Source organism: Micromonospora tarensis (assembly GCF_016803395.1).
In the GTDB taxonomy this organism is placed as follows: domain Bacteria; phylum Actinomycetota; class Actinomycetes; order Mycobacteriales; family Micromonosporaceae; genus Micromonospora; species Micromonospora tarensis.
The window spans coordinates 1-10551 of record NZ_JAEVHL010000231.1; the positions used below are offsets into that span (position 1 = coordinate 1).

General features: G+C 73.3%; 9 protein-coding genes and 3 pseudogenes. 6 read left to right on the forward strand and 6 right to left on the reverse strand.

All coding sequences use genetic code 11. From position 1 onward, the window contains the following. Positions 1 to 1410: glycoside hydrolase family 3 protein (locus JM949_RS29040; protein WP_203151357.1), on the reverse strand; the 1410-nt coding region annotated here is incomplete at its 3' end. Positions 1411 to 1627: 217 nt separating this feature from the next. Between JM949_RS29040 and JM949_RS38685 the strand changes: the two genes are divergently transcribed. The 4 genes from JM949_RS38685 (at position 1628) to JM949_RS29055 (ending at position 5086) form a co-directional block, all read left to right on the forward strand. Continuing rightward, positions 1628 to 1753, forward strand: coding sequence for a hypothetical protein (locus tag JM949_RS38685; protein ID WP_255545679.1), 126 nt, complete (start codon positions 1628 to 1630; stop codon positions 1751 to 1753). Between the two features lie 86 nt (positions 1754 to 1839). Further along, the gene (locus tag JM949_RS29045; RefSeq protein WP_203151358.1) at positions 1840 to 2790 is read left to right on the forward strand and encodes a TIGR03557 family F420-dependent LLM class oxidoreductase; all 951 of its coding nucleotides are present in this window, start codon (positions 1840 to 1842) and stop codon (positions 2788 to 2790) included. Between the two features lie 74 nt (positions 2791 to 2864). After that, positions 2865 to 4496, forward strand: a complete 1632-nt coding sequence (locus JM949_RS29050) for a RecQ family ATP-dependent DNA helicase (protein WP_203151359.1) — start codon at positions 2865 to 2867, stop codon at positions 4494 to 4496. An 86-nt stretch (positions 4497 to 4582) separates the two neighbouring features. After that, a complete protein-coding gene (locus JM949_RS29055) occupies positions 4583 to 5086 on the forward strand; it encodes a hypothetical protein (protein ID WP_203151360.1) in 504 nt (167 codons plus the stop codon). On the opposite strand, the gene JM949_RS29060 is transcribed toward JM949_RS29055, so the two are convergent. Next, entirely contained in the window at positions 5076 to 6452 is a 1377-nt protein-coding gene (locus JM949_RS29060; RefSeq protein WP_203151361.1) for an MFS transporter, read from the reverse strand. The two genes, JM949_RS29055 and JM949_RS29060, sit on opposite strands and share 11 nt — an antisense overlap. 210 nt (positions 6453 to 6662) lie before the next feature. Here JM949_RS29060 and JM949_RS40010 point away from each other — a divergent pair. Both JM949_RS40010 and JM949_RS29070 read left to right on the forward strand, forming a co-directional pair. Further along, positions 6663 to 6941, forward strand: a pseudogene (locus JM949_RS40010) (AraC-like ligand-binding domain-containing protein); the annotation flags it as partial. A gap of 103 nt (positions 6942 to 7044) precedes the next feature. Then, positions 7045 to 7263, forward strand: coding sequence for a helix-turn-helix domain-containing protein (locus tag JM949_RS29070; RefSeq protein ID WP_203151362.1), 219 nt, complete (start codon positions 7045 to 7047; stop codon positions 7261 to 7263). 164 nt (positions 7264 to 7427) lie between these two features. Here JM949_RS29070 and JM949_RS29075 read toward each other — a convergent pair whose 3' ends face one another. The 4 genes and pseudogenes from JM949_RS29075 to JM949_RS29090 all read right to left on the reverse strand — a co-directional run. Continuing rightward, complete coding sequence (locus JM949_RS29075) at positions 7428 to 8411, reverse strand: DNA topoisomerase IB (RefSeq protein ID WP_203151363.1); 984 nt, start codon at positions 8409 to 8411, stop codon at positions 7428 to 7430. Continuing rightward, a pseudogene (locus JM949_RS29080) lies at positions 8395 to 9347 on the reverse strand (glycosyltransferase family 9 protein). The gene JM949_RS29075 and the pseudogene JM949_RS29080 overlap by 17 nt, the downstream one beginning before the upstream one ends. After that, positions 9344 to 10045 (reverse strand): SDR family oxidoreductase, encoded by a 702-nt coding sequence (locus JM949_RS29085; protein WP_203151364.1) that lies wholly within the window; start codon positions 10043 to 10045, stop codon positions 9344 to 9346. The pseudogene JM949_RS29080 and the gene JM949_RS29085 overlap by 4 nt, the downstream one beginning before the upstream one ends. Before the next feature lie 26 nt (positions 10046 to 10071). Continuing rightward, a pseudogene (locus JM949_RS29090) lies at positions 10072 to 10434 on the reverse strand (adenylyltransferase/cytidyltransferase family protein); the annotation flags it as partial. Between the last annotated feature and the right edge of the window lie 117 nt (positions 10435 to 10551).

Consider the following 10551-nt stretch of genomic DNA (forward strand, 5'->3'; position numbering starts at 1 on the left):
GGTGACCAGCTCGGGCACGCCCAACTCGACCACCACCGCGTCCGGCCGGGCGGCCAGCGCGCGGTGCACGGCGGCGCGCATCCAGTCGTGGCGGTGCAGGTCGCGGACCACCAGGACCAGGGGGTCACTGCCGGCCCCGGCGCCCGGGTCGGCCGGCACGTCGGCTTCGGCGTAGCGGACCGCGCGGGTGCCGGGCAGCACCTCGCCGAGTGGCGCGCCGAGGCCCCACGGAGTCTCCGCGCCGATGGCGATGTTGCGCAGCGGCTCGAACTCGACGACGTACGCGGGGCGGGTCAGCGGCAGCGTGACCGTCGCGGCCTGGTCGGCGGTGACCCGCACGGCCCGCCGGGCGGCGACCAGCCCGACGTCGTGGTCGTCGCGCCCCGCGGCTGAGCCGGTCGTGCGGGCGGTGACTGTCCAGGCGGCGAGTTGACCGACCCGCTTGGCCGCCTCCGCGAGACGTTCCTCGGGCAGCTCACCGGAGACCACGGCGGCCACGATGGCGTCGCGCAGCTCGACAGCCGCCTGCTCGTCGGCCCGTTCGCCGCCGATGCAGATGGCGTCGGCCCCGGCGACCAGGGCGCGGACTGTCGCCCCGGCGAAGCCGTACCGGTCGGCGACCGCGCGCATCTCCATCGCGTCGGTCACCACCACACCGCAGAAGCCCAGCTCGTCGCGGAGCAGCCCACCCAGGATGCGCTGACTCAGCGTGGCCGGCAGCCGCGGGTCGAGCGCCGGCACCAGCAGGTGACCGGTCATCACCGCCTGCACCCCGGCGGCCACGGCGGCCCGGAACGGGGCCAGTTCGCAGGCGTCCAGCCGGCTCCGGTCGGCGGTGATCCGGGGCAGGTCGTGGTGGGAGTCGACGCGGGTGTCGCCGTGCCCGGGGAAGTGCTTGGCGCAGGCCGCGACCCCGCCGGCCTGGAGCCCTCGGACCCAGGCCGCGGTGTGCCTCGCCACCAGGGCCGGGTCGGCGCCGAACGAGCGGACGCCGATCACCGGGTTCGCCGGGTTGGAGTTGACGTCGGCGTCCGGGGCGTAGTTGAGGGTGACCCCGGCCGCGGCCAGTTCGGCGCCGAGGTCCCGGGCGACCGCCTCGGTCAGCTCGGGGTCGTCGACCGCGCCGAGGGCGAAGTTTCCGGGCCGGGAGCTGCCGTGCACCGATTCGAGCCGGGTGACGTCGCCGGCCTCCTCGTCGATCGCCACGATGACGTCCGGCCGTTCGGCGCGCAGGGTCGCGGTGAGCGCCGCCACCTGTTCGGTGTCGACGACGTTGCGGGCGAAGAGCACCACCGAGCCGAGGCCCTCGCCGAGCCAGCGGCACACCCACGGCGGCGGGGTGGTGCCGACGAACCCGGGTTGCAGGACGGCGGCGGCGAGCGCCGGCAGGTGCCCGGTGGGGGTGGTCACCGGGCCCCCTCGTGGTGATCGACGTCGATCACCGGCGTCGGTACGCCCCCGTCGACCCGCTGGTTGCGCTCGCTCATGCGGCCCCCGTACCCCATCTCTCGCGCGCCCTCGGCGCACCGCCACCGGCAGGCGGTCCTGCCATGGTCACACTGGGCGATTCAATAGTCAATAAACCTTACAGTTGCCGGAACGGCGGTTCTCCGGGGAGAGTTCGGGGATGGACCCCGCGCTGCTGGCCGACGCGACGAGCCCGGCCGACATCCCCGGCGTACGCCTGCTCGGCCTGGTGGTCGGCGCCCTGCTGCTGTTCGCCGCGATCCGGGCGATGTTCGGTCGCCGCTGAGCGAACCGGCCCCGAGCGTCGGTGTGGCCGACCGCGCCCGGGGTACGGCTTCCCCATCAGCAGGTCCGCGCGCCGAAGGGGAAGCGATGAAGATCGGATACTTTCTGTCCAGTGAGGAGTTCACCCCAGCCGAGTTGCTGGAGCAGGCGCGCGGCGCCGAACGGGCCGGCTTCGAGGCGCTGTGGATCTCCGACCACTACCACCCCTGGGTCGACGCGCAGGGCCAGAGCCCGTTCGTCTGGTCGATGATCGGTGCGCTCAGCCAGGCCAGTTCGCTGCCGGTGACCACCGCGGTGACCTGCCCGACCGTGCGGATCCACCCGGCCGTGGTCGCGCAGGCGGCGGCGACCAGCGCGGTGCTGCACGGTGGACGGTTCGTCCTCGGCGTCGGCACCGGCGAGGCGCTCAACGAGCACATCTTCGGCGACGCCTGGCCGCAGGCCGACGTTCGGCTGGAGATGCTGGAGGAGGCCGTCGAGGTGCTGCGGAAGCTGTGGACCGGTGACTTCGTCAACCACCACGGCAGGCACTACACGGTCGAGCACGCCCGGATCTACACGCTGCCCGACAGCCCGCCACCGATCTACGTCTCCGGCTTCGGTCCGAAGGCGATCGACCTGGCCGCCCGGATCGGCGACGGCTACGTGAGCACCATGCCCGACGGCGAGATGGTCCGGCGCTTCCGCGAGAACGGCGGCGGCGACAAGCCGTGCCAGGCCGGCTTCAAGGCGGCGTACGCCGACAGCGAGGACGAGGGGATGCGGATCGCGTACGAGCGCTGGCCGAACGCCGGGGTGCCCGGCGAGCTGTCCCAGGTGTTGCCCTCACCACGGCACTTCGAGCAGGCCTCCGAGCTGGTCAAACCGGAGATGCTGAAGGAGGCGTTCGTCTGCGGCAACAGCGCCGAGGCGCACCTGGAGATGATCGACAAGTACGCGAAGGCCGGCTTCGACGAGGTCTACGTGGCCAACACCGGCCCGCACTACCAGGGCCTGTTCGACCTCTACCAGCGCGAGGTCCTGCCCCGCCTGCGCTAAGGGCCGACGGCCACGAGCCCATGATCGTCCGAAGGTGTTTCGGCGGTCATGGGCTCGGGTACCTCCGGCCCTCGATGAAACTGTCCACGCATTCGATGACGTTGCGCCGCGCGGCCCGCAGTCTTTTCGGCTGGCAGGCGCTGCGGCCCAACCAGCTGGCCGCCATGCGCGCGGTGATGCAGCGGCGCGACGCCCTGGTGGTGTTGCCCACCGGTGCCGGCAAGTCGGCGATCTACCAGATCCCGGCCAGTCTGATTCCCGGCCCCACCGTGGTGATCTCCCCCCTGCTGGCCCTCCAGCAAGACCAGATCGCCAGCCTGAACGAGCGGCAACGCCCGGAGTTGCGGGCGGTGCGGATCAGCTCGAACGAGTCGCCGACCCAGCAGGCCGAGGCGATCGCCGAGATCCGGGAGGGTCGGGCGGAGTTCCTCTTCATCACCCCGGAGCAGCTCAGCAACCCGGACCGGATGGCCGAGGTCGCCGCGCTGAAGCCGGCGCTGGTGGCGATCGACGAGGCACACTGCATCTCCGCCTGGGGGCACGACTTCCGCCCCGACTACCTGGCGCTCGGGCACCTGATCGAGGGCATCGGCCGGCCGCCGGTGGTCGCGCTGACCGCCACCGCCTCCCCGCCGGTACGCGACGACATCATCGCCCGGCTGAGGCTGCGCGAGCCGGAGGTGGTGGTCTCCGGGCTGGACCGGCCGAACCTGTTCGTCGAGGTCGCGCACTGCCCCACCGAGGACTACCGGTGGCGGAGGCTGATCACGCTGCTGAGCGACGACGAGCGGCCCGGGATCATCTACGTGCCGACCCGGCGCGCCGCCGAGGAGTTGACCACCCGACTGACCGACGCCGGCTTCCCGGCGCAGTTCTACCACGGCGGGATGGCCGCCGGCGCCCGCGCCGAACTGCACGAGGCGTTCCTCGCCGACCAGGTCCCCATCATGGTGGCGACCTCGGCGTTCGGGATGGGCATCGACAAGCCGAACATCGCCTGGGTGGTGCACATGGCGCTGCCCGACTCGCCGGACAGCTACTTCCAGGAGATCGGCCGGGCCGGCCGCGACGGGCAACCGGCCCGGGTGCTGCTGCTGTGGCAGGCCGAGGACGTTGGCCTGCAACGGTTCTTCAGCGGCGGCCTGCCCGACGAGAACGAGCTGCGTGACCTGGCCGCGCTGCTACGCCGCAAGCCGGCCGCCAAGACCGAGCTGCGCGAGACCACCGGCCTCGGCCCGCGCAAGCTGGGCCAGTACCTCTCCCTGCTGGAGCAGATCGGCGCCGCCGAGCCGCGGGCCCGGCAACGGATCGGCGCCCCGCGCTACTCCCCCACCCCGGTGGACGCCGCCGCGGCGGCGCTGGCCGAGGCGGAGCGCCAGCAGACCGTGACCCGGTCCCGCACCGACATGATGCGGGCCTTCGCCGAGACCACCGCCTGTCGGGGGCAGACCCTGCTGGCCTACTTCGGCGAGCAGATGAGCCAGGTCTGCGGGCACTGCGACAACTGCCACAACGGCACCAGCGTGGCCGACCAGGGTGCGGTCGGGCCGTTCCCGGTGCACAGCCAGGTGCGGCACCCGGAGTGGGGGCAGGGTCTGGTGCTCTCCTACGAGGAGGACAAGATGACGGTCCTCTTCGACGAGGTCGGGTACAAGACGCTGTCGGTGCGCGTGGTGTCCGAACAGGGCCTGCTGACCCTGGACTAGCCTGACCCGGGCGCCGGTGTCGGGCCCGGTGGATCGCAAGCAGAGCGCCGATTGACCAAGCAGAGCAGGGCGGAAGGGGCATTGCCGTGATCGAGCAGCCGGCGTACACCGGTTTCGGTTTCTCCGACGGGGAGTGGGGGCTGCTGGTCGGCCTGCCGCAGTCGGTCCTGACCGCGGCGAGCGCCGCCGAGTCCGACGGCACCCGCCGGACCATGGCGGAGACCGCCGCCGGGCTGGAGACCATCGCCGCCGGCCGGGAGTCGGCCAGCCCGCTCGTCGCCGCCGTGGCCGGCGAGATCGTGACCCGGGTCGGTGACCCGGAGACCGGCGAGGAGCTGCCGGTCATCGCTCCCGCCGACCCGACGGCGCTGATCGACGACGTGCTGCTGCGCGCCGGTGAGGCCGCCGCGCTGCTCGCCGCCCGGTTGGACGAGGGCGAGGCGGGCGCGTACAAGCACTGGCTGGTGAAGATCGCCGAGCAGGTGGTGGGCGCGGCCTCCAGCGGCGGGCTGCTGGGCATCGGCGGCGAGTCGGTCAGCGACTCCGAGCGGCGGTTCCGCGACCGGCTCGCGCACGTGCTCACCGACTGACCGACGACAACGAGGTGCCGGCCGGATCGGTCGGCTCGGCGGCCAGCGCCGCGGAGTCGGCCGGCCGGACACCGCGCAGCGTGACCAGCGCGGTGATCGCGCCCACCAGCATCGCCACCATGGCGGCGATCGCGGCGAGGTGCAGCCCGTCGGTGCACGCGACCCGGGCGGCGTGCAGCACCGCGTCGGCCAGCTCGGCCGGCAGCCCCCGTGCCACGGCGAGCGCGCCCCCCAGGGTCTCCTGGGCCGCGTGGCTGGTGTCGGCGGGCAACCCGGTCGGCAGACCGTCGAGGATCTCGCGACGGTAGACCGCCGCGCCCACACTGCCGAGAATCGCCATCCCCAGCGCGCCGCCCAGCTCACTGCTGGACTCGGTGAGCGCCGACGCGACACCGGCCTGCTCGGGCGGGGCCGCACCGAGGACCAGTTCGGTGACGAGTGACATCACCATCACCAGGCCACCCGCGTAGACACTGGCACCGACGAGCAGCAGCCACAGCGGTGTCTCCGGCGTGACCCGGGTCAGCACCGCGAAGCCGAGCACGGCGATCCCGAACCCCGCGCCGATCAGGTACGCCCGTTCGACGCGCTGGGCGAGGGCGGCGGCGGCCGGCGCGACGCCGCCCACGGCGAGCGACGGCACGAGGCTCCACAGCGCCGCCCGCAGCGGGCTCAGGCCGAGCACCAGCTGGAGGTGCTGGGTGGTGAAGATGGCGAAGCCGACCAGCGCGAACATCGCCAGCAGGTTGACCGCGAGCGAGCCGGCGAAGCCACTGCGGCGGAACAGGGCGAGGTCGACCATCGGGTACGCGCGGGTCCGCTGCCGGTGCAGGAACAGTGCGCCCACCAGCAGGCCGGCGACGATGGCGAGCACCCGTGCCGGGTTGAGGCCGTCGCGGGCCATCTCCTTGATGCCGTAGATCACCGGCAGCAGCGCACCGAGCGACAGCGCCGCGCTGACCAGGTCGAACCGCCCGGTGGCCGGGTTGCGGAACTCGGGCACCAGGAGTGGGGCGAGCAGGAGCAGCATCAGCATCGCCGGAATGTTGATCAGGAAGATCGAGCCCCACCAGAAGTGCTCCAGCAGGACGCCGCTGAGCACCGGGCCGATCGCGATGCCGCCGGTCAGCGTGGCGGTCCAGATGCCGATGGCGGCGCCGCGCTGCTTGGCGTCGTGGAACATGTTGCGGACCAGGGCGAGCGTCGAGGGCATCAGGGTGGCCCCGCCGACGCCGAGCACGGCGCGCGCGGCGATCAGCGTCTCGGCGCTGTCGGCGTACGCGGCCAGCAACGACGCCGCCCCGAACGCGGTGGCACCGATCAGCAGCAGCCGGCGGCGGCCGATCCGGTCGCCCAGCGCAGCCATGGTGATCAGCAGCCCGGCCAGGACGACAACCCCGACGACGAGTTCGCCTTCGGCCTGGACCGCATCCTCGACGGCGTCGAGGTCCTGATCAACCGCCGTACCGGTTGAGGGGCCGGCATGCTGCCGAGAGACACCATCGACAGGACCGTCCTACCACCGAGCGAGCGGTTCGGGATGTGGCTGGACCTCGTCGCACTGACGTCGGCGCCGATGCGCATCCGGTCCGCGCACGCCGAGGACTTCAGCGCCCGGGCCGACTTCCTCGACCTCGGCCCGATCCAGCTGATCAAAGATCACTACCCGTCGCTGGACGCCACCCGCACTCCGAAGCTGATTTGCCAGTCGGACACCGAGCTGTACATGCTCGCCCGCACCAACGACGGAGTCGGCACGTCCAGCCAGGACGGCCGACACAGCGACCTCCGCGCCGGCGAGTTCACCTTCTACAACGGGTCCCGGCCGCACGACGTCGGCCACCACGCGACCGAGCCGGAGCGAAGCCAGGCCACCTCGATCATCACCATGATCCCGCACGCCGCGCTGCCGATAGGCCGAGGACACCACAGCCGCGTCCTACATCCGGGAGCTGCGGTTGTCCCGGTGCCGTCGCGACCTGTCCGACCCGGCCCTGCGCAACCAGCCCGTGCACACCATCGGGGCGCGCTGGGGATTCCCCGACAAGGCCCACTTCAGCCGGGTGTTCCGGGCGGCCTACGGGAGCAGTCCGCAGGAACATCGCGACGCCAGCTCGCATCCGGCACGGAAAGTCAACCGCCCGGCGTCCATGGTCAACTCGTTGCCGGCAGACTGACACCAACGCGCCGAACGCCGCCCGCCCAGCGGGTGACGGTAGGCCGCCAACGGGGGCCGTGGCGAGGCGCCCGCCGCAAGTGCGGCGGGCGGCCGCCCGGTGGGGCCCAGGCACACCTGATGCTCCGGCCCCGTCATTTTCCCCCCGGGATCTGACGGGGTCGGTCAGGCTTTCGCCAGCAACTCCAGGACGACCCGCTCGGCTTCCTCGCGGGGCGTCCCCGGATCGACCGACGCCACCACCCCGTCGTGATAGAGGTCGACGACCCGCGGGTCCACGTACGACGTACGCGCCACCGTCGGGGTGTTGCCCAACAGGTCGGCCACCTCGCGCATCACAGTGACCACCGCCTTGCGCCGCGCCGTCACCGAGCGGGCCGGCGCGGCGGTGGCCAACTCGGTGGCGGCGAGCACTGTGGCGTGCCAGGTGCGGAAGTCCTTCGCGGTCATCTCCCCACCGCTGGCGTCGCGCAGGTAGCCGTTGACCTCGTCGCTGCGCACGTCGCGCCACTCCCGGCCGTCCCAGTAGCCGAACAGGCGGTCCGCCCGCCGCCGACGACGACGCAGGTTGACCAGCACCTGACACAGCTCCGGGTCCTCGATCCGGCGCACCTGCTCGATGCCGCCCTTCGCGGGAAACTCGAAGACCACGCAGCCGCCCCGGGAGCGGGCATGCTCCGGGCGCAGGGTGGACACCCCGTAGGTCGGGTCGTCACCGGCCGCGTACTGGTCGCTGCCGACCCGGAACATCCCCATGTCCAACAGGCGGGCCACCGTCGCCAACACCCGGTCCCGGCCCAGCCCCCGGCCGTCCAGGTCACGCCCCACCCGCTCGCGCAGCACCGGCAGCCGCCGGGCCACCTCCAACATGTGGTCGAACTTCGCCTCGTCCTGCTTCTCCCGCCACACCGGGTGGTAGACGTACTGCTTGCGTCCGGCCGCGTCGATCCCGACCGCCTGGATGTGCCCGTTCGGATACGGCGCGATCCAGACGTCCTGCCAGGCCGGAGGGATGACCAGTTCCCGCAACCGGGCCAGGACGTCCGGGTCCCGCACCGGAGCGCCGGTCGGGTCGACGAAGAGCCAACCCCGTCCGCGCCGACGCCGGCCGTACCCCGCCCGACCCGGGTCGCTACGCCGTAACCGCACCGGAGATCCGCCCCACCCTTTCCGCCTCGACCACGGCGGCCAACACCTCGTCGAGCCGCAGAGCCGTCATCGTCGGGTGGCTTCCTACCCCGTCCCACTTGGGCCAATCCCCCGCGCCGGCCCAGAGCACGCGGTGCCGGGGCCGGTCCGGCGGCGGTCCCCAACGCGCCGGCGGCACCGGCCCGAAGAGGACCACCGACGCGGTGCCGTACCCGGTGGCCAGGTGGGCGACCCCGGTGTCCCCGCTGACCACCAGGCGGGCGTCGGCCACCAGCGCGGCGAGCGCGCCCAGATCGGTCCGACCGGCCAGCACCCGCTCCGACCCCAGGCCCGCCGCGTCGGCCACCCGGCACGCCAACTCCCGCTCGTCGGCCGAGCCGGTGAGCAGCACCCGGTGCCCCTGGTCGGTCAGCGCCCGGGCCAGCGCGGCGAACCGCTCGGCCGGCCACCGCTTGGCCGGAATCTTGCTGCCCGGGTGCAGCACTGTGACCCCGCTGGGCAGCCCGGCCGGCGGGGGCCGGCGCAGGCTGAGGTCGCCCCGGTCGCCGGGATGCCGTACCAGGACAGCAGCCGGCACCACCGGTCCACCTCGTGCTCGTCGACGGCCCAGCGGGGCCCGTCGGCGAAGCCGGCGTCCAGGTTGGCGAAGGCCAGCAGCCGACCCGGCCGGGTGGTCGCGAGCAGCCGATGCGACTGCGGGCCGCGCCCGTGCAGGTTGACCGCGACCCGTGGCTCCGACCCAACCCCGATCGGCCGATCCAGCCCGGCGGTGTCCACCAGCCGGTCGACGCCGCCGACCAGGTCGACCAGCGGGGCCAGCCAGCCGGGCGCGGCCAGCGCCAACTCCTGCGCCGGGTACGCGGCCCGCAACGCCCGCAGCGCGGGCACCGCGGTGACCAGGTCGCCGACGCCCAGGGCGCGCAGCACGAGGATCACGGGTACGAGGTCTCCTGCTCGGCGCAGACCACCAGCTCGCGAACGGCGCAGCCGGCCGGCTGGGTGAGCGCGAACATGATCGCGGCGGCGGTGTCGGCGGGTTCGTTGAGGTTCGCGTCCGGCCCCGGCTTGTACTGCGGGTCGCGTTCGTCGAAGAACGCCGTCCGCATGCCGCCCGGGATCAGCAGGGTGACGCCGACCTGACCGGCGAGTTCGGCGGCGAGGGCACGGGTGAAGCCCACCACGCCGAACTTCGCCGCGCAGTACGCGGTGGCGTCGCTGACCGCCTTGACGCCGAGGGTGGAGGCGACCGTGACGATGCGGCCCCGGGAGGTCAGCAGGAACGGCAGCGCGGCGCGGATCACCGCGGCGGTGGCCAGCAGGTCGACGGCGACGATCCGGTCCCAGGTCTCGCCCGGCACGTCGGCGAGTCGACCCGGCACGTCCACACCGGCGGCGGTGACCACGGCGTCCAGGCCACCTGCCTGTTCGGCGAGGTGTCGGGTGGCCACCTCGGCGGCGCGGGTGTCGGCCAGGTCGCACTCGGTCCAGGACACCCCGTCGACCGGCGGCTGCCGGTCCAGCACCACCGGCCGGCCACCGGAGGCCGCCACCGCGGCGACCACCGCGGCGCCGAGCCCGCTGGCGCCGCCGGTGACCAGGACGGTGGGCCCGGTGCCGGGCCGCGGGGCGGTCATCGGGTCCGCTCCGCGACCGACCGGACGATCATGTCGGTGGTGGAGCGACCGTCCAGGTAGGGCACCACCACGGTGTTCCCGCCCCACCGGCGCAGGACGTCCGCCTCCGGCAGGGTGGCGGCGGTGTCCCCACCGCCGGTGGCGTAGTCGCCGCCCTTGACCCAGACGTCGGGTCGTACCCAGGACAGCGCCGCCTCCGGGGTCGGCTCGTCGAAGATCAGGACCGCGTCGACGCAGCTCAGCGCGGCCAGCAGCCGGCTGCGGTCGCCCTCGGACATCACCGGCCGGTCCGGCCCCTTCAACCCGGCCACGCTCGCGTCGGAGTTCAGGCAGACGATCAGGCAGTCGCCGAGCTGCCGGGCGGCCTGCAGGGTGGCCACGTGCCCGGCTCAGCGCGGCCAGCAGCCGCTGCGGTCGCCCTCGGACATCACCGGCCGGTCCGGCCCCTTCAACCCGGCCACGCTCGCGTCGGAGTTCAGGCAGACGATCAGGCAGTCGCCGAGCTG

Excerpts from the sequence above, each read along its gene's own strand:
- JM949_RS38685 (WP_255545679.1), top strand. The coding sequence starts at position 1,628 with ATGGACCCCGCGCTGCTGGCCGACGCGACGAGCCCGGCCGACATCCCC.
- JM949_RS29045 (WP_203151358.1), top strand. The coding sequence starts at position 1,840 with ATGAAGATCGGATACTTTCTGTCCAGTGAGGAGTTCACCCCAGCCGAG.
- JM949_RS29050 (WP_203151359.1), top strand. The coding sequence starts at position 2,865 with ATGAAACTGTCCACGCATTCGATGACGTTGCGCCGCGCGGCCCGCAGT.
- JM949_RS29060 (WP_203151361.1), bottom strand. The coding sequence starts at position 6,452 with ATGGCTGCGCTGGGCGACCGGATCGGCCGCCGCCGGCTGCTGCTGATC.
- JM949_RS29085 (WP_203151364.1), bottom strand. The coding sequence starts at position 10,045 with ATGACCGCCCCGCGGCCCGGCACCGGGCCCACCGTCCTGGTCACCGGC.